Here is a 17,645-nt window from a genome sequence, read left to right as displayed (position 1 = left end):
CCACCCGGACTTCCGGCATGGGCCGGCGCCTCCAGCGGGTGCTAGAACGCGTGCACATCATCGGGGATTCAATCCATGCGTACCTCCCGCCGCGACCTGTTCAAGCTCGGCGCGCTCGCCGCCGCGTCCGCCGCGCTGCCTTCGCTCGCCGCCACCGCTGCGCCGGCGCCCGTCGCGAAGGCGGCGCGTCCGCTGAAGATCCTGATCCTCGGCGGCACCGGTTTCACCGGCCCGTTCCAGGTGCAGTACGCGCTGGCGCGCGGCCACCAGGTGACGCTGTTCAACCGCGGCAAGAGCCCGTCGCCGGAATGGCCGGGCGAAGTGGAACAGCTCCACGGCGACCGCAATACCGGCGACCTCCAGGCGCTGGAAGGCCGCAAGTGGGATGTCTGCATCGACAATCCGACCACGCTGCCGTTCTGGGTGCGCGACGCGGGCCAGGTGCTGAAGGACAACGTCGGGCACTACCTCTTCATCTCGACCATCTCCGTGTATGCCGACGGATCGAAGGCCGGTATCACCGAGGACGCGCCGCTTGCCGCCTACAAGGGTGCCGACGCGATGGCGGAAACGCGCGAAAGCCTGATGGCCGACATCGCCAACCTCTACGGTCCGCTCAAGGCCCTGAGCGAGGCCGAGGCACGCCGCCAGTTCGGCCCGCGCACCACCATCGTGCGACCGGGCTACATCGTCGGTCCGCGCGACGGGACCGACCGCTTCACCTACTGGCCGCACCGCATCGCCCAGGGCGGCGAAGTGCTGGTGCCCGGCGACGGCCGCGATCCGGTGCAGATCATCGACGGCCGCGACCTGGGCGAGTGGATGATCCGCCTGGCCGAGGCGGGCACGACGGGCACCTTCAACGCCTGCGGCCCGGACTACGCGCTGGGCATGGACGCGATGGTGCATGGCTGCCACGCGGTCACCGGCGGACCCGCCACCTTCACCCATGTGCCGGCCGATTTCCTGGAAGCGCAGGAGGTCGGCCTGCCGATCTGGGTGTCGCGCACCCACGCGACCTACGGCGGCTACGGCGCGGTCGACAACTCGCGCGCGATCGCCGCCGGGCTGACGTTCCGCCCGCTGGCCACCACCGTGCAGGATCTGCTGGCGTGGTTCCGCAGCCTCCCCGCCGAGCGCCAGGCGAAGCTCGAGGCCGGCCTCAGCCGCGAGCGCGAGGCCGAGCTGCTGAAGGCGTGGAAGGCGCGGGCTGCGTAGGCGAGCACGCCAAGAACACCTGCAGTGCCGGCCCTGCAGGGAATCCCTGAACAATGCGGGATCGTCATTCCGAACGCGGCCTTGTCATTCGGCCTTGTCATTCCGAACGCGGCATTGTCATTCCGAACGCAGTGAGGAATCCAGGGTAAATCAGGCGCATGGATTGCCCAGCTTCGCCCTTGTAAAGCGCTTCTCGCTGCGCTCGAAGTGGCAGATTTTCAGACGCTGTCGAGTTCAGACGCTGTCGAGCTGACGAACGAACCCGGTGTTCCTCAGCTCACCGCGCAGCGGAACGTGCCCGAAGCCGCAAGCACGGGTTGCGAGCATGCCTCAGCGCCAGACGCGCTCGCAGCGACGCTCGACCACGCGATCGCCTCGCGCCTCCTGCCGATCGCCCTGCACCTTGCGGCCGACGGCGCCACCCGCGATCGCACCGCCCACCGTCGCCAGATCGCGCCCCTTGCCGCTGCCGATCTGGCTGCCGACGACGCCACCGATCACCGCACCTGCCGCGGTCCCGGCAATACGGTTGGGATCCTTGCTGCCGCGCCGGACTTCGACGTCCTCGCACACCACGCGGCTTCCGTCGCTGAACGTGCGGCCTTCGTCCTGCTCGCCGTAAGTCTGTGCCTGCACCGCGCCCGTGGTGGCGAGGGCAAGTGTCGCCGCGGCAATCGCGTGGATCGGTCTGATGTTCATGTCGCGAACTCCGGGTCTTGTTCGGGTGCGGCCATGCTGGCGACCACGCCGCGAGCCAGCGGTGAAAATACGCCGAGATCGACGCGCGCGATTCAGTTGCCGGACATGCCCGCGCGCTTTTTCTGCGCAGCGCTGCCACGGCGTCGCAAGGCGCGCCGCACCGCCATCACGCGCGCTTGTGCGTGATGGCGGGATCATGCCGCGCATGTCCGACGCCCCGCCACGCCGCCGCTACGGCGGACTGCTGTTCCTGCTGCTGATCGCGCTGCTGGCATGGAGCGTGACGTCCGGTGCGATCGCGATTCCCGACCGCTGGAACCCCTGGGCACCGCTGCGCATCGACGACACGCCGAACCCGCTGACCCGCTTCAAGCTCGACCGCGCATCGGCCGATCGCGCAGCCTGCCTGGACGCGCTCGCGCAGGCGGAACTGCGCCATGTGCCGGTCGACGACCGCAGCACGGGCCCCGGCTGCGGCTTCGACAACGCGGTCCGCATCTCGCGGACCAGCTTGGCGGTGGGCGAAGCGTTCACCCTGAGCTGCAGGGCGGCGCTCTCGCTCGCCATGTGGGAGCGACACGCCCTGCAGCAGGCGGCGCGGACGCACCTCGGCAGTCCGGTCGCGCGGATCGAGCATTTCGGTTCGTATTCCTGCCGCAACCGGTATGGTCGCGAGGGCGGCCGCCGCAGTCGCCACGCCACCGCGGATGCGCTCGACATCGCCGGCTTCGTGCTGCAAGACGGGCGCCGCGTGCGCGTGCTCGGGGACTGGGGAGGGGCGCGGACGCCGCGAGTGGGAGACGATACGGCCGACGCCGTAGCCTCCAGCGAACGCGAAGCGGACGGCGCCGCATCGGGCGCTGACGCTCCCGCATCCGCCGCCGATCCCGAACCCGCGGCAGGTCCGGAGACCCTCACCGACGATGCCGCCTTCCTGCGCGCGGTGCGCGACGGCGCCTGCCAGTGGTTCGATGTCGTGCTCGGCCCGGACTACAACGCCGCCCACGCCGACCACTTCCACTTCGACCGCGGCGGCGGACGCATCTGCCGCTGACGCGTCTCATGGCCGGCGCGCACCGCCCCCGGATGCGGCCTTCGGCCTTATCCGGGCTACGGAAGGACAGCGCCAACCCGTAGCCCGGGTAAGCGAAGCGCACCCGGGAAGCGGCGACCTCCGCGTCCGTCGCGCATCCCCCGGATGCGGCCTTCGGCCGTATCCGGACTACGGAAGGACAGCGCGAACCCGTAGCCCGGGTAAGCGAAGCGCACCCGGGAAGCGACGACCTCCGCGTCCGTCGCGCATCCCCCGGATGCGGCCTTCGGCCGTATCCGGACTACGGAAGGACAGCGCGAACCCGTGGCCCGGGTAAGCGAGGCGCACCCGGGGGCGCCGATCTTCCCGCCACGAACTCACGTAGCCGGGGTAAGCGGAGCGCCCCAGAAGCCGCGGCCCTGCGCCGGCGGCCGCTACTCGTCCTCTATCTTCCCCAGCGGGAAGAAGCTCCGGTACGGCCTGGCTTCCTCCACCACCCGCGCGAAAGACGGGCGGTCCATCAGCCGGCGCCGGTATGCACGCAGGTGCGCATGCCGCTCGGGAATCGCGTGCGTCCAGTACGCGTAGAACAGGAAGGGCGCGGCCGCGCAGTCGGCCAGGCTGAACTGTTCGCCGGCCGCCCAGGTGCGGTCGGCCAGGCGCTGGTCGAGCCATTCGTACGCGGTGTCGAGCATCGCCTTCGCCTCGGCCACGCCATGCGCATCGCGCGCATCCTCCGGGCGCAGCACGTCGAACACGCATTTCTGCTGCGGGGTGGAGACGTAGTTGTCGAACACGCGGTCCATCATCCGCACCTCGAGCGCGGCCTTCGGATCCTGCGGGATCAGCGGCGTCGCGCCGGGATGGTGCAGCTCCAGGTATTCGACGATCGTGCTCGCCTCGATCACCGTGCGTCCGCCGTCGACCAGGATCGGGAAGCGCCGCATCGGCCAGCGCGCCGCCAGCTCGCGCATGTGCTCGTCCTCGTCGATGCGACGGTATTCGAAGGGCGTGCCGTGCTCATACAGCGCCACCAGGACCTTCTGGCAGTAGGACGAGAACGGATGGGCGTAGAGAATGGGCTTCATGCGGGCGTTCCATGGACAGTCCGTGACGCGACGATCCGGAAGCCCGCGGATCGACACGGGGCCCGCACCACGTTCAGCCCTCTCCGCGTGGATCCCCGATGCTGCGGAAGTAGTCGCGCAGGTTGCCCGGGCGATAGTCCGGATCCCGGTCCCACCGCGTGAGCACGCTCGGATGCAGCGACTGCGTGGGATCGCGCGTGGACGAGGTGCCGTCGGGCTGCTGCGTCGGCTCGGCGGCCACGCCGATGACGCGGTCGTTGCCGGGGGTGAGCCGGTACAGCCCCTTCTTCGACACATGCAGCGCGGCCATCGGATCCGGACGCGGCGGATAGGTGGCATCGACATCCGGGTCGATGCCCAGCCCCGCGGAGGCCGCCCTGTCGCGCATCCACTGCAGGGCGATGTTCGACAGCCCGGATTCCTCGATCGGATAACCGCCGCCGACGTCGCTGTGCACCCCGCAGAACCACACCTGTTCCACCGTCTGCCCCGGCTTGGGCTTGTAGGCCCAGCGGGCGGCCTCGAACGGCGCGCGCCGCTCGTCGATCGCCAGCGCCTGGCAGGCGTGCTGCACGATGCCACTCAGCTCCACGTCGTGGAAGCGATACTTGTCCGCGGTGAGCGAGCGCAAGCCTCGCACCGGGATGCCGAGCGCGCCGACGGTGTCCCAGACCCCGATGAAGCGGATCGGGATGTCCTCGCCCTGGGTCACCGAGCATTCCGTGCGGAAGCGGCGCGCGCGGTCGTCGTCGGGGTGGACCGCGTCGCAGTACAGGGCGATCGCGTCGCGGTAGCGCAGCGCGTGGCGCAGCCGCAGGATGCCGCACTTGCGCACCATGCCGGCCAGGCTGCGCGCGGTATACGCGCCGCGGCTGAAACCGAACAGGAAGATCTCGTCGCCCGGCTCGTAGTTGAGCACCAGGAACCGGTAGGCCGCGTACAGGTTGTCGTCCAGGCCCTTGCCGAACGCGCCGCCGGTGAGCTTGTCGATCGAGCCGCCGGTGCCCACGCCCTGGCCGTAGTACACGACCTGCGACACGCCATCGCGGCGCTGGGCGGTGCGCAGGGCGAGCTTGATCACGTTGGTGGGGCAGGGCGCCCCTTCGTTGGCCTGGTCCGCGCTGTTCCAGGTACCGTCGCAGAAGATCGCGATCCGCTTCATCTCGCCGCCTGCCGGTCGGGCGCGGGGGCGCCCTCGTTGCAGTCAACGCGGCGCCGCGGCGGGGAAGGACAGGTGCGGCGTGCAGGCGGTCAGTCCGGCGGCGTCAGTTTCAGCAGCCGTCCGTCGGCGCCGTCCTCCAGCAGCCAGATCGCGCCATCCGGTCCCTGTTCCACCTCGCGGATGCGCCGACCCATCGGATAGCGCCGGTGCTCGGTCGCGTCGGTCCCGTCGAAGCGCACCCGCACCAGCGCCTGCGAGGCCAGGCCGCCGATGAAGGCGTCGCCGCGGAAGGTCCGGAACAGCTCGCCCGAGTAGATGATCATCCCCGCCGGCGCGATCACCGGCGTCCACCATTCCTTCGGCGCCTCGAAGTCCGGGTTCGTGTCGTGGTCGGGAATCGGGTCGCCGCCGTAATGGTCGCCATTGGAGACGATCGGCCAGCCGTAGTTGCGCCCGCGCAGGATCAGGTTGAGTTCGTCGCCGCCTTCGGGGCCCATCTCGTGCGACCACAGCCGCCCTTCCGCATCGAAGGCGATGCCCAGGGGGTTGCGGTGGCCCAGCGTCCACACCTGCGCGGCGACGCCACCCTGCGCGAAGAAGGGATTGTCGCTGGGCACGCTGCCGTCGTCGTTGAGCCGGACGATCTTGCCGAGGTTGCCGTCCATGTCCTGCGCCGGGTCGAACTTCTGCCGGTCGCCGGAGGTGATCCACAGCTTGCGGTCGGCATCGAACGCCAGGCGGTGGCTGAAATGGCCCTGGCCGCTGACCTTGGGCACCTGCTCCCAGATGCGCGTGATGTCGGTGAGGTTGCCGCCGTTGCCGGCATCCAGGTCCAGTCGCGCGCGGATCACGACCGCGCCGTAGATCGCGCCGCTCTGCTCGATGTAGCTCAGGTAGATACGGCGGTTGCTGGCGTACTGCGGATGCAGGATGACGTCGCCGAGCCCGCCCTGGCCGCCGAACGCGACCGAGGGCACGCCACTGATCGTGCCGACCTGGCCGGTGGCCACGTTCACCAGCCGCAGCTCGCCGGCCTTCTCGGTCACCAGCAGGCGGCCGTCGGGCAGGAAGGTCATCGCCCAGGGCTGGTCGAGCGTCGCGACCGGGTTGCTCTGGAACGGCGGATCGGGCTCGACCACCTGGCGGCGCGGCCCGCGGCCGCCGGTGCCGCGTTCGCCAGCCGCCGCGCTGGCCGGTGCGCGTGCGGGGCTGCGCGGGGGCGAGGCGGTTTGCGCCGGCGCATCGCTCGCCTCGGCAGGGGCAAACCGGGGCCGCTGCGATACAGCCATGCGGGGTGCCGCTGTTGCCAGCGTGCCGTCCTCCGACTTGTCTTCGACGGCGGAGGTTTCCACGACGACATCGTCGCAGGCGGTGAGCAACAACGCGGAACAGGCGAGGGCGATGAAGGACAGGCGCATCCGGGCTTCCTGCGGCGGGTGGGGGAGGTGGCCCTACGATACGCACGCGGCCACGGGACTCCAGTAGCGCCGGTCACGTTATCGGGATGTGATCCCGTTGTGCGCCCGGATGGGTGCGAAGACCGGCTTCGGACCGCTGGCAGGATTTGCGCCGTCGGGCACGCGCGCGCCGTTGCGTCGCAACATCTTCCGTGTTCACCCGGTCTGGCCGACAGCCGATGCCACGGCGCTTGCGACATTGAGCGAAGTCAACGACGTGTCGTACCAGGTGCGTAGAGTTGGCCGCAGGAGGCACGATGAAACGTCGAACCGTGGTGGCAGGAGCAGGCAGCCTTGCCTTGCTGGCGGGGGGCGGCGCCCTCGGCTGGCGTTCGCGCGTCGGCACCGCGGACGCTTACGCGGCCTATGTCGAACGACTGCGCGCGCCGCTGCCGACGAACGCGGGGGTCGGCGATCTGGTGCGCTACGCGACGCTTGCCGCCAACAGCCACAACACCCAGCCGTGGCGGTTTCGCATCGGCGAGCATTCGCTCGACATCCTGCCCGATCCATCGCGGGCCACGCCCGTCGGAGATCCGGACGACCACCACCTCTACGTCAGCCTCGGCTGTGCGGCCGAGAACCTGGCCATCGCCGGTGCCGCGAGCGGGCGACCCGGCACGCTGGCGCCACAGGCGGACGGCAGTATCCATTACGCCTGGTCCAGAGCCGAACCGCGCCGCGAGCCGCTGCTGGCGGCGATTGCGCGACGGCAATCCACGCGCGCGCCCTACGATGGCCGCCCCGTTGCCGCCTCCGACATCGAGACGCTGCAGCGCGCCGCCCGCATGCCGGGCGTGCGCTTGCTGATCCTGACCGATCGCGCCCAGATCGACCGGGTCCGCGACCTGGTGGTCGCCGGCAACGATGCGCAGATGCGCGATCCCGCCTTCATGGCCGAACTCAAGGCCTGGCTGCGCTTCAATCCGCGCAGCGCCATGGCGACGGGCGACGGTCTGTACTCCGGCGCCAACGGCAACCCGCCGTTGCCGGATGTCCTCGGTCGCCCCGCATTCGATGCCTTCGTCACCGCCGAAGCCGAGAACGAGAGGTACGCCAGGCACATCGATTCCTCGCCCGGCATCGCGGTCTTCCTCGCCGAGCGCGAGGACCGGGCGCACTGGATCGCCGTCGGCCGCGCCTGCCAGCGGTTCGCACTGACGGCGACCACGCTCGGCCTCCGGCACGCCTACATCAACCAGCCGATCGAGGTGGCACGGCTGCGCCCCGAACTGGCCACGCTCGTCGGCGCGCCCGGCATGCGGCCCGATCTGATGTTGCGCTTCGGTTACGGGCCGCTGCTTCCGTACTCTCCGCGCCGCCCGGTGGCCGCCATCCTGGTCTAGCGAAACGGAGGGAGCATGCGCAGGACCGGAAAGATGGCGTTGCTCGTGCTCGCGGCATCGGCGCTCGCGCTGGTCCTGGTACTCGGCGCGTACCGGCGCGACATGCGCCGTGCGCACATCGCCGTCGAAGGCGCTGCGGTCGCGCTCACCTCCGCTGGCCCGATCGAGTACTCGGAAGCAGGCGAGGGGGTGCCGGTGCTGTCGATCCACGGCGCCGGCGGCGGCTGGGACCAGGGGCTGGCCAATGTCGCCGGCGTGTTCGACGCAGGGTTCCGGGTCATCGCCCCGTCGCGCTTCGGTTACCTGGGCACGCCGCTGCCGGGCGAAGCGTCCGTGTCCGCGCAGGCCGATGCCCACGCCGCGCTGCTCTCGTCGCTGGCCGTGGACAGGGCGGTAGTGGTGGGCGTATCCGCCGGCGCGCGTTCGGCGCTCGAACTGGCGCTGCGACATCCGGACAGGGTGTCGGCGCTGGTCCTGATCGTGCCCGGCACCTATGCGCCCGACAACCCGGTCGCGATCGAGGACAGCCGCGGCAGCGCGCTGGCGTTCCGGCTGGTCAGTGCCGGGGCCGACTTCGCGTGGTGGGCGGTGGAGAAGACCGCACCGTCGACGCTCGTGCGTTTCCTGGGCGTGGACCCCGCGCTGCTCGACGCGGCAACCCCGCAGGAACGCGAGGCCGTGTTCGACGTCGTCCACAGCGTCCAGCCGCTGTCCCGGCGCGTGGCCGGGATCAACCTCGACAGCACCCCGGACACGGTCCGGCCGCCGCTCGAACGCATCGCCGTGCCCACCCTGATCGTCACCGCCCGCGACGACCTGTTCAACACGCTCCCCGCGGCGGAGTTCGCCGCCCGGACTGTTCCCGACGCCGAGCTGGTCGTCTTCGACACGGGCGGCCATCTGCTTGTCGGGCATGGGGTAGAACTGAAGCGGGCGGTACTTGGCTTCCTGAAACGGGTGGAAGTAGAAGATGACGCTGGACACGAGCCTGGATTCGCCGGGCAACCGTCACCCGAATGAGCTACCGCGCGCGATAGCCGGCACGACCGAAGTGCTGCACCGAAGTCGTTGATCCCACCGCTGCCGCCGCACGCTCAAGCGCCGTTCCCGACGCGCCCAGTCCGCCGGATCCAGCGCAGGAACCCGGCGCGCTCAGCCCGCCCGCCGAGTCTCGGGCTCCACACGCCGAGCGATTCGGCCGGACCGCCAACCGAAAAGGCCCACCCTTGGACAAAATTTGTCCAGCCGCCGCCTCCGGAAGCCCGCGCTCCGCCCGATTTGGCTCGCGCGCTGGGCTCCGGGAGCGGATCGCGGAGCAAACTGGTCGGGCGTCCGACAGATTAAGGTGGGACGCGGCACGATTTGACCGGCCCTCGGACCGATTCGGGCGGGCGGCGGCACTATGTGGGTGGCCTTTGCACCGATCCGTGGCGGACCGACGATGACAGGGCTCGGTTTAATTCCCTCCGTCCCCTTTGGGCCGGCTTGAATGAACTGTCAGGCCGCAGGCCAGCCATGCGTTACGACTCCGGGTCGAACATGATTTCCCGGACCTCCTGTGCGCATCGACATCCTGCGGCAATTCTGGCAGCCCAGATCAGTGCCTCCTCGCGCGTCGAAACCTCGATGATCGAAAATCCTCCAACGACAGCCTTCGTCTCCGGTACTGGTCCTGCTGTGATGGTCCCGTCTGTCGCAACTATGGTCGATTGCTGGCGCTCGACACCGCCGCCGAAGATCCAGACTCCTGCAGCCTTTGCCTCCCGCACCACCTCATGCGATGCCTCGCCTACCGATGGCCAATCTTCATCGGGAATATGGTCCATCGAGCCGTCATCAAACGAAATCAAGTATCGAGGCACCGTATAGCTCCTTCCTGCGGCCCAACACCCTGAGTCAAGCCGCGCCGAAGCGCCGGCTTGAATGATTAGGCAGCCCCCACCAACAGGTCTGCTGAGGCAAGCCTAGCAAACAGCTCGCGACCGGGCTCGGCACACGCATCCGGTGGAAAACGCTCAGGCTCGAACCGGGCGGAGAACACCTCTGAAACAGCTTGGGCAGCGAGGGCCTCGCTTGTCATGCGGGGAACTCGCGACACAAGCAGAGAAATCTCGGTATCGAACTCGTCTACCGGGGCACCAGACTCCAGTAGCCCGTACGGATCCCAGTCGCGGATGACTTGCCCGACGATCTGAAAGGCCCTTTCGTATTCGGCGCGATCTCGCATGTGGGGCCTAACGCCTGAGTTAAGCCGCGCCGCGAAGCGGCGTCGGCTTGAATGAATTGTTAGGCCGCACGAGCCTGAGACTGAGAGAATGCGTAGTCAAGGCTGCTCAACCTTGGCGAAAGATTGGGTAGCACATACTTTTTCCAGAACCACTTTGCATGAGATTCCACGCGCTCCAGATGCTCAACATACGGCGTTAGAAACAGATAGAAATTCTGTTCCGCGAGGAATACTTCATCATCCGAGCCAAACGGATCCATAAGGAGCGTGGCGAAGGTGGTCTTGGTGTCAGTGCCGATAACCATGAGTACACCCGGCTCCTCAGCAGGTAGATGCTGTAACGCAGTGAGAATGGAACAATCAGTGAGACAAGGCTTGGGCGGGCGATAGTACAAGCGGTCTCTAAGAACCATAGCCTGGTGAGGAAGCCAAGTTACTGTCTCTGGATGATTGTGCGCCCTAATGGCTTCACGCCACAGTTTCAGAACTAACTGGCCATCACGCATCGGCGATCTTCCCATTGCGGCCTAACGCTTGAGTTAAGCCGCGCCGCGAAGCGGCGTCGGCTTGAACGAATGGTTAGGGCTCAACCCGTGTGAACTCGGGGGCTGACGACGAGAGAACGCTAATGCAGTCCACTTGCCCAACCACCAAGAACTCTCGAATGCCCCGCATACCTCCGCTGATAAAGCCCGACCTTTGCGATTCAGAGTCGCGCCACCCGCCCGATTGAACCTCCCAGAGCCAACCTTTCGGACGCACAGGGCCCCAGTACTCTAGCAAGTCTCCCTCCCGGAGAACCCGAAAGCCAGACAGGTCTTTGAAGATCAGGTAGCCCGGTGGTTGGTCCCCAAAGTGCAAAGTGAGCCGCAGTGTCCAGAGGTCGTAATCGAGACGGCCGACCTCCGGTAACGAAGCCGGGAAGGCGACATTTGCAACTGCACACGCAATGAACTCTGACATTGAGCCCTAACGCCTGAATTAAGCCGCGCCGCGAAGCGGCGTCGGCTTGAATGAATTGTTAGCGATCAGACCGACGTCCTGAACGCTCCCACTGACCGATTAAACATCAGATAGAAGGCCTGCGCCAAGAGTAGCCCGCCAAAGGCAAAGATAATGGCGGCGGTCTGAGGATTGCTCTGCCACACTTTGAGCGTCCAAGTGAATCCATAGATGGCTGCGAGTACAGATGTGCCAGCCCAGAAGAAGATTGCTACCGAACTGCCGCGTAGCATGAAGAAGCCAAGCACAGCGGCAATGCCGATGCGAACAAACTTAACCGGCTCTGGCCCTGTGATAAGGAGCGCAATCTCAAAAAACAGGTAGAGGGTGACGATCAATATCAGCAGCAGCGGCGGACGGCATTTCATGAGTGCTAACACTTGAATTAAGCCGTGCCGCGAAGCGGCATCGGCTTGAATGAATTGTTAGCCAGCGCGTACGAGTGGACGCAAAGACTCATTGAACAAACCCCACTTGTCCAAGAACCTAACCAAATGTCCGGAGTTGACAACGAACGTCAGCTTTTCCTTGGCCTTTGAGATTCCATTGAAACTCCAATCAAGGTTTTCCGGGGGCACAGCGAGATCGTGCGAAAGTTGCTTGCGAAATCTAATCCACGGTACTTCGGTGATCGTCTGGTTCTCCGCTTGACCATCAGCCAATGAGACCTCGGCCGGATCGATAGCGCTCACGGACAGCCTTGCTGTTGTTACGACGACTCCGACGTAGCATCTGAACCCGTAACTCCTCGCGTTGGCGTGCGGCCACTCTTCTTGGGCTACTGCCTCACTTGCCGTGCAAACTTCGGACGCAATCCTTTCGAGCAATGGACGGGATTTCGCGTCCTGACCGGCGATTACGCAAAAGTCTGACTCAAAGGAAGATGGTGAGCTCTGTAAGTCAAAGTAGCCGTGGTGTTCTCGGCCATGGCCCTTGGTGTTGTTGATAAAAATGCGGCTAGAGACAGTCTTTTCTGGACTGTCCTCCGTTATGAATATCCAGTCGGACTCTTGTACGCGTTTGCACTCGATGGTCATTACGCAGTTATGGTCATTGGCAATGATCAAGTCTGCGAAGCCACTCTGACCATTGGCATGTAGCCACGCATGTTCTCTGTGGAGAACGGCCCATTTGGTGCTGGTTTGGTGAACGGCGCGCTCCACCGCGATCTGCAGTGGAAAGCCAGAGCCATTCACGAATTTGGCAAGTTCCGGAAGAGTTCGCATAGTGCTGGCTAACACCTGAGTTAAGCCGCGCCGCGAAGCGGCGTCGGCTTGGACGAATTGTTAGGCATCAAGCCGGCACCAGAAAGCCAGCGTGTACCTGCCAAGATCAAGAGACTCCCAATCTGCGGACTCATGGATCGGCATGTCAAGAGTGACCTTGGTGAGATCGACGTGCTCTGGGAAGTTCGCCAGAACAATGTCCGCTGCATTGCCCCTCCGCTCACAGGTCGCCTGAAACAGGGCGAATGAACTGGTCTGTGCAGTGTTGCCCACCAAGAGCTCGCCCCGATCCAACAGCTCGTCCCCATCGAAGAGCGCTAGATCGACGCGCATAGATCTCTCTCTTGATGCCTAACGCCTGAATTAAGCCGCGCCGCGAAGCGGCGTCGGCTTGAATGAATTGTTAGGGCTCACCCCGTATAGCCGAACTGGTTGACGCAAAGTGCCAACAACCCCTCAAGAGACGTTACCTCTGCTGGGACCGGACCGCCAGTGGCCCGCTCTACGAATGAGCGAAGCGCCTGCTCCAATTGGTCTTGCTGAGGCCGGTCCGACAGATAACCGGAAATGTTCACCACTGACTCAGTTGGAGCCAGCTTGAGCAGGAATCCGGAGCTGTCATACGCGACGTACTCACCATTACACACATCAGTCGGCTCGACGTAGCGGGCAGCCGCCTCCACGGACGGGAAGAAGCTGATGTCGCCGTGCTCGTCAAGAATTATGGGTGGCCGCATATCTGATGTGAGCCCTAACGCCTGAATTTAGCCGCGCCGCGAAGCGGCGTCGGCTTGAATGAGTTGTTAGGGCGCTCAGTATAAGAAGCCATAGAGCGCCACCCCGATACCGAACAAAAACTGCGCAGCCATTAGTATACGAAACGCAAATGTGTAGCGAACCAACTTGCCTTGCCTTGCGGCGTCAATTGCGAAGAGGCGATGCGACTCCGGAAATGTGCTCTCGATTTCCTTAAGTGCCGGAATTGTCAGCTGGATGAGTTGCCTGCTCCGTGCATCTGCCAGCCAGAAGACCAGTGCGAGGAGGGCAACGAACAGTCCAAGAAGGCCAAGCACAGGAGAGGCGACTCTATTCTGGATGGCGGTGAACACGCCGCCATTGGCGAAGATTGAAAGCAGTAGGAAGAAATTGAAGCTCTTAAGCCTTTGTTCGGCGTTGAGCTTGAAGTGATCCCATACAAAACTTGCGGAATCCATACTGCCTCCAGAGCGGCCTAACGCCTGAATTAAGCCGCGCCGCGGAGCGGCGTCGGCTTGAATGAACTGTTAGGCCCCCGACTGCGCACGGTGATACGCAACAAGGGCGTTCGCGTGGCCATGGCCAATCTTATGCTCTTGCTTGAGATGCGCCACCTGCTCCATGTGCTTCAAGTGCTTCAAAGAATCGATCACCTTGAACCAGTGCGCCACGGGCTTCCCGTACGTCTTCTCGATGGAGGGGAAGTACGAAGCCGGACCCTTGGGCTTCTCGTTACTCGCCATGGCCTGAGTCTCCGTGGACGATCATAGGGGGCCTAACGCTTGAGTTAAGCCGCGCCGCGAAGCGGCGTCGGCTTGAACGAATGGTTAGGGCTCACGCCCCGCAATCCGGAACCACAGCAGGCGCGGGACTCATGTAGGTCACTTGCCCGTCGCAGATCCTGTATGCGAACGACGTACTTGCCAGACTCGGATCAGGCACGGTGGCCGCGTGCATGATCTCGCCGGCGGGGGATAGCAGACGAATGCGTGCCCCGTCCGGGCTGGCTTGGCCGCCAGGAGTGACCAGCTCCAGCGTTGAGCCATCCGCCAGCTTCAAGGTAGCGCTCTGTTTGGATGGCAAGTGGAGGTCGAAGGTGACCGGCGTCAGGTCGTCGTGCTGAATGGAGCCAACAAACTGGACCTGCTCCGGCATCGCGGCAAACGCCGTGAGAGAAGAACTCAACAGTACTGTTGAAACGGCGACAGCTTTCATTGCATACCTCCATGTTGCGTGAATGGTGCCGATGAGCCCTAACACTTGAGTTAAGCCGCGCCACGAAGTGGCGTCGGCTTGAACGAATGGTTAGCCATCACAGCCGGCCAGCCTTTGGGTCGATGTCCGCGCGATCTGGCTGCAGCGGGTCATAGTAGATGTACGTGTAGAACTGCTTGCGAGATGCGGAGTAGCTGCGCTGCAGAAGAGAGCTACGTGCTGCTCGAACAAATGACTCCGGAACCTCAACCTCCACCGGGTCTGTAGTTCCGGAGGCTGGGTCAATGACTTTAGCAACAGCGAGATCCTCGACCTTGCCTGATGCATCAACCGTGACGTCGAAGATAACGGCGTAGAGCTTCTGCTCTGGCGAAGGGGAGTTCTGTGCGAAAGCAAGCGTGCTACAGAGAAGCAAGACGATTGCTGAGACTAGAAGTCGCATATGGCCTCACGTGAGGGCTAACACTTGAATTAAGCCGCGCCGCGAAGCGGCGTCGGCTTGAATGAACTGTTAGGCGGCACCGCCAGACTACTACCCGTCATAGCGCGCAACCAAAGATGACCTTGCTGCTGCCAGTTGCTCCGAGTAGCTAGAAGAGAACGGTGCAACAAGTTGCTTCTCCAGGCTGGTCAGAACCACTCCAAGCGCATGTGCTTCCACTGTATCCGTGACTTGCGCAAGCTTGCCAGAAGAAAGCAGTTCGAAGAGCACTAAAGCTTCGTCGTCAGATAATTGAAATTGAGTCGCCATAGTCCTCTCGTGCCGCCTAACACCTGAATTAAGCCGACCCGCGAAGCGGGTTCGGCTTGAATGAATTGTTAGCGCTCATGCGGTTGTTGTTGAGAGCGCGCCTTTATGACTGCATCGATCTGACGGAGAAGCTCTCCCTCGGGCTGAAGGCTCATGGTTTGATATCCGCGTTCTCCGTACCGACGAACGACCCAAAGCCCGCTGACGTTGAAGTACGCGCTTAGCTTGCTAGACGGGTCGCCACCCCGTACTACGCTGCTACTAAACCTCGCATCCGGTCCACCCAGTTCGGTCTTGGAAATTTTGTAGACGGAGATAGCGCCTCTTTCATCAAGCAACGTCAAGTGCCCCTGTCCTGAACCGTCTATGCTAAGGCGAGCGTAACCCCAAGCTGGAGAATGCTCGCGCTCAATACGTGTCCGTCCGAGCCATGATCCTTCCAAGTCACGCATATAGATTGTTTTCCGATCAAACGCGACGGCCGCGAATGTGGACAACAGAACGCAGAAACAAAGTAGTGAAGTCGTTGCGGCACGTATCATGTTGGACTGTCTCATGAGCGCTAACGCCTGAATTAAGCCGACCCGCGAAGCGGGGTCGGCTTGAATGAATTGTTAGGCCGCAGCGTTATAACCACCGCATTGACCCAACCACAATCAACCCGGCTTGCTCGCCGTCGCTCCATGCTTTGCCAGAACTATCGTAATGGCCAGCGATCTCCACACGTTTGCCGATCATGACCGCTATATCTTGAGCACGGAGATTATTGTCTTGTATATCAAGCATGAAGATGGGGCTACTTGTGGGTTCGCTTGGACAAACTACCAAGTGACCGTTGTACACGCGCAAATTGCCCTCGGTGAGCACGGGTAGCCTTTTGGCATCGAGCTTAGTCGCGAGTTCCGGCAGCGTGTAGATACAGAGCTTTTCCGCAAAGCCACCAAAGACCGTGCAGCGGGCGCCATTAGTTGGGCCTTTAAGCCTCCCCGATGCCTCGTAAAGAGCAAAACCGTCACGCTGCCCTGATTCTTTCCGGGCGTCGAAGGCTGCGAGACCCGCAACTAGTGAAAGGGTCGCGAGATAGCTGCCTAGACAATTGAGTGAATGACGCACCATATCTCTTCTTCTGCGGCCTAACGCCTGAGTTAAGCCGACCCGCGAAGCGGGTTCGGCTTGAACGAATTGTTAGGCCGCTCGACCTTTTTTGTACTGCTCTTGCGCATCTTCATGTGAAATCGCTGAGACGTCACCTTAACCGAACATGCCCAATAGACTTTAGTTTCATAGCCCAAATGCCGGCGTGGCACCTCGCACTAGGTATCCAAACGATCAGGAACCAGACAACTGTAAGAGCGTTGATGCTAAAGGCAAGAAATGGCCCCACGGCGGCTGCCAGCACTATGAGTGCAAGAAGAGGCGGGCCACCCTTAATCAGTATCCATAGTGGCCCCAGAAAGAACCCACCCCATTCCCACTTTTGCTCAATCGACTTGAGGTACTTGTGCTCTTTGTCGTGGGGATAGCCCCATATTGAGTAATTCCGTCTCTTGAGTTTCTCTCCCCCTCTGCTGCTTGTGTTCTCGGCTGAAGGTCCGCTCTGTCTCCGCAAGTACTCCTCGGGAGAGTCCAGATTCCCGCGAAGAACCGGCAAGACTTCCTTGCGCAGGATTTCTCCGGATTCTTTCGGCGCTCGCCGACGCAAATAGAAGGCCAGCCTATCGAATGCCCCATCGGGCTGTGCAAGGACGTTCCAGTTTTGCCCGTCATCCTCTCCACCAATATCTGAAGGCTCTGAAAGGAGCAGTAGCTTGCCTTGATTCAGCCAGTTCACTAACTCAACAGTTTCGTTGGAGTTGGTCCGAACCAGGTGCGATACAAGCTCGCTGGCGCGGAACTCAAACTCATTCCTCTTTGCATCCTCCATAGCTCCCCTCCTGCTGGAACAATTGGTAGCGGCCTAACGCCTGAGTTAAGCCGCGCCGCGAAGCGGCGTCGGCTTGGACGAATTGTTAGGCGCCAGCTGTGGAAACCACCGGCTGGTGCCCTGCGGCGCTGACCCATTGGTGCACCTGATCCAGGCAAGATTCTAAGGCGGCCGCGATAGGGCCCGCAGGCACATGCTCGACGTGGGAGAACCGTTCTCGTTCGCGGTGCAAAGCTCGGTACTTCTTGCCGCCCCGTTTGACCAAGCATGCTCCCACATTTGCGCCCGACGACTCATCAGCGGCCGCCCAGAACTCATAAATGTCGCCGCCAGAATCCTGGAATAGAGCGCGGATGATATGTGCATCCCAGCGCTCGAAGCTTTCACACATCAGGCCACGAGCCGTTGCCCAGTGCTCTAGCTCGCGGTGAACCTGCGACTCCTTGTTCATGGGATTGGAATGCCCATATGGCGCCTAACGCCTGAATTAAGCCGCGCCGCGAAGCGGTGTCGGCTTGAATGAATTGTTAGGCCTCACTCT

General features: G+C 63.6%; 20 protein-coding genes. 4 read left to right on the top strand and 16 right to left on the bottom strand.

Going from position 1 to position 17,645, the window contains the following annotated elements:
• Positions 1-75 precede the first annotated feature (75 nt).
• Positions 76-1,218, top strand: a complete 1,143-nt coding sequence (locus tag FZO89_RS00360) for an NAD-dependent epimerase/dehydratase family protein (protein WP_149101404.1) — start codon at positions 76-78, stop codon at positions 1,216-1,218.
• Between the two features lie 330 nt (positions 1,219-1,548).
• On the opposite strand, the gene FZO89_RS00355 is transcribed toward FZO89_RS00360, so the two are convergent.
• Complete coding sequence (locus FZO89_RS00355; RefSeq protein ID WP_149103959.1) at positions 1,549-1,917, bottom strand: glycine zipper 2TM domain-containing protein; 369 nt, start codon at positions 1,915-1,917, stop codon at positions 1,549-1,551.
• A gap of 205 nt (positions 1,918-2,122) precedes the next feature.
• Between FZO89_RS00355 and FZO89_RS00350 the strand changes: the two genes are divergently transcribed.
• A complete protein-coding gene (locus tag FZO89_RS00350; protein ID WP_222928058.1) occupies positions 2,123-2,971 on the top strand; it encodes an extensin-like domain-containing protein in 849 nt (282 codons plus the stop codon).
• A 413-nt stretch (positions 2,972-3,384) separates the two neighbouring features.
• Here FZO89_RS00350 and FZO89_RS00345 read toward each other — a convergent pair whose 3' ends face one another.
• The 3 genes from FZO89_RS00345 to FZO89_RS00335 all read right to left on the bottom strand — a co-directional run bounded on the left by FZO89_RS00345 (position 3,385) and on the right by FZO89_RS00335 (position 6,618).
• Positions 3,385-4,038, bottom strand: coding sequence for a glutathione S-transferase family protein (locus FZO89_RS00345; protein ID WP_149101403.1), 654 nt, complete (start codon positions 4,036-4,038; stop codon positions 3,385-3,387).
• Between the two features lie 73 nt (positions 4,039-4,111).
• Positions 4,112-5,200 carry a DUF2235 domain-containing protein gene (locus FZO89_RS00340; protein ID WP_149101402.1) on the bottom strand — a complete coding sequence of 363 codons (1,089 nt, stop codon included), beginning with the start codon at positions 5,198-5,200 and terminating at the stop codon, positions 4,112-4,114.
• A gap of 89 nt (positions 5,201-5,289) precedes the next feature.
• The gene (locus FZO89_RS00335) at positions 5,290-6,618 is read right to left on the bottom strand and encodes a PQQ-dependent sugar dehydrogenase (protein WP_262378458.1); all 1,329 of its coding nucleotides are present in this window, start codon (positions 6,616-6,618) and stop codon (positions 5,290-5,292) included.
• Between the two features lie 296 nt (positions 6,619-6,914).
• Here FZO89_RS00335 and FZO89_RS00330 point away from each other — a divergent pair, with 296 nt between their 5' ends.
• Together FZO89_RS00330 and FZO89_RS00325 are read left to right on the top strand one after the other, a co-directional pair.
• On the top strand, positions 6,915-8,003 hold the full coding sequence (locus FZO89_RS00330; RefSeq protein WP_149101401.1) for an Acg family FMN-binding oxidoreductase: 1,089 nt from the start codon (positions 6,915-6,917) through the stop codon (positions 8,001-8,003).
• Positions 8,004-8,018: 15 nt separating this feature from the next.
• On the top strand, positions 8,019-9,023 hold the full coding sequence (locus FZO89_RS00325) for an alpha/beta fold hydrolase (RefSeq protein WP_149101400.1): 1,005 nt from the start codon (positions 8,019-8,021) through the stop codon (positions 9,021-9,023).
• A gap of 500 nt (positions 9,024-9,523) precedes the next feature.
• Here FZO89_RS00325 and FZO89_RS00320 read toward each other — a convergent pair whose 3' ends face one another.
• The 12 genes from FZO89_RS00320 to FZO89_RS00260 all read right to left on the bottom strand — a co-directional run bounded on the left by FZO89_RS00320 (position 9,524) and on the right by FZO89_RS00260 (position 17,555).
• Positions 9,524-9,829, bottom strand: a complete 306-nt coding sequence (locus FZO89_RS00320; RefSeq protein ID WP_222928057.1) for a YciI family protein — start codon at positions 9,827-9,829, stop codon at positions 9,524-9,526.
• A 460-nt stretch (positions 9,830-10,289) separates the two neighbouring features.
• The gene (locus tag FZO89_RS00310) at positions 10,290-10,736 is read right to left on the bottom strand and encodes a hypothetical protein (protein ID WP_149101397.1); all 447 of its coding nucleotides are present in this window, start codon (positions 10,734-10,736) and stop codon (positions 10,290-10,292) included.
• A 522-nt stretch (positions 10,737-11,258) separates the two neighbouring features.
• Positions 11,259-11,612, bottom strand: a complete 354-nt coding sequence (locus tag FZO89_RS00305; protein ID WP_149101396.1) for a hypothetical protein — start codon at positions 11,610-11,612, stop codon at positions 11,259-11,261.
• A 45-nt stretch (positions 11,613-11,657) separates the two neighbouring features.
• Positions 11,658-12,473 (bottom strand): hypothetical protein, encoded by an 816-nt coding sequence (locus FZO89_RS00300; RefSeq protein WP_149101395.1) that lies wholly within the window; start codon positions 12,471-12,473, stop codon positions 11,658-11,660.
• A gap of 797 nt (positions 12,474-13,270) precedes the next feature.
• Positions 13,271-13,672, bottom strand: a complete 402-nt coding sequence (locus tag FZO89_RS00295; protein WP_149101394.1) for a hypothetical protein — start codon at positions 13,670-13,672, stop codon at positions 13,271-13,273.
• A gap of 69 nt (positions 13,673-13,741) precedes the next feature.
• The gene (locus tag FZO89_RS00290; protein ID WP_149101393.1) at positions 13,742-13,957 is read right to left on the bottom strand and encodes a DUF4287 domain-containing protein; all 216 of its coding nucleotides are present in this window, start codon (positions 13,955-13,957) and stop codon (positions 13,742-13,744) included.
• A gap of 91 nt (positions 13,958-14,048) precedes the next feature.
• Positions 14,049-14,429: a hypothetical protein gene (locus FZO89_RS00285; protein WP_149101392.1), complete on the bottom strand. Its 381-nt coding sequence runs from the start codon at positions 14,427-14,429 to the stop codon at positions 14,049-14,051.
• 97 nt (positions 14,430-14,526) lie between these two features.
• On the bottom strand, positions 14,527-14,871 hold the full coding sequence (locus tag FZO89_RS00280) for a hypothetical protein (RefSeq protein WP_149101391.1): 345 nt from the start codon (positions 14,869-14,871) through the stop codon (positions 14,527-14,529).
• A 90-nt stretch (positions 14,872-14,961) separates the two neighbouring features.
• The gene (locus FZO89_RS00275) at positions 14,962-15,180 is read right to left on the bottom strand and encodes a hypothetical protein (protein WP_149101390.1); all 219 of its coding nucleotides are present in this window, start codon (positions 15,178-15,180) and stop codon (positions 14,962-14,964) included.
• Positions 15,181-15,807: 627 nt separating this feature from the next.
• Positions 15,808-16,293, bottom strand: coding sequence for a hypothetical protein (locus FZO89_RS00270; RefSeq protein WP_149101389.1), 486 nt, complete (start codon positions 16,291-16,293; stop codon positions 15,808-15,810).
• 133 nt (positions 16,294-16,426) lie between these two features.
• The gene (locus FZO89_RS00265) at positions 16,427-17,104 is read right to left on the bottom strand and encodes a hypothetical protein (RefSeq protein WP_149101388.1); all 678 of its coding nucleotides are present in this window, start codon (positions 17,102-17,104) and stop codon (positions 16,427-16,429) included.
• An 85-nt stretch (positions 17,105-17,189) separates the two neighbouring features.
• Positions 17,190-17,555, bottom strand: coding sequence for a hypothetical protein (locus tag FZO89_RS00260; protein ID WP_149101387.1), 366 nt, complete (start codon positions 17,553-17,555; stop codon positions 17,190-17,192).
• Positions 17,556-17,645 lie beyond the last annotated feature (90 nt).

Source organism: Luteimonas viscosa, assembly GCF_008244685.1.
In the GTDB taxonomy this organism is placed as follows: Bacteria; Pseudomonadota; Gammaproteobacteria; order Xanthomonadales; family Xanthomonadaceae; genus Luteimonas; species Luteimonas viscosa.
This window is presented reverse-complemented; position numbering and strand designations above follow the sequence as displayed.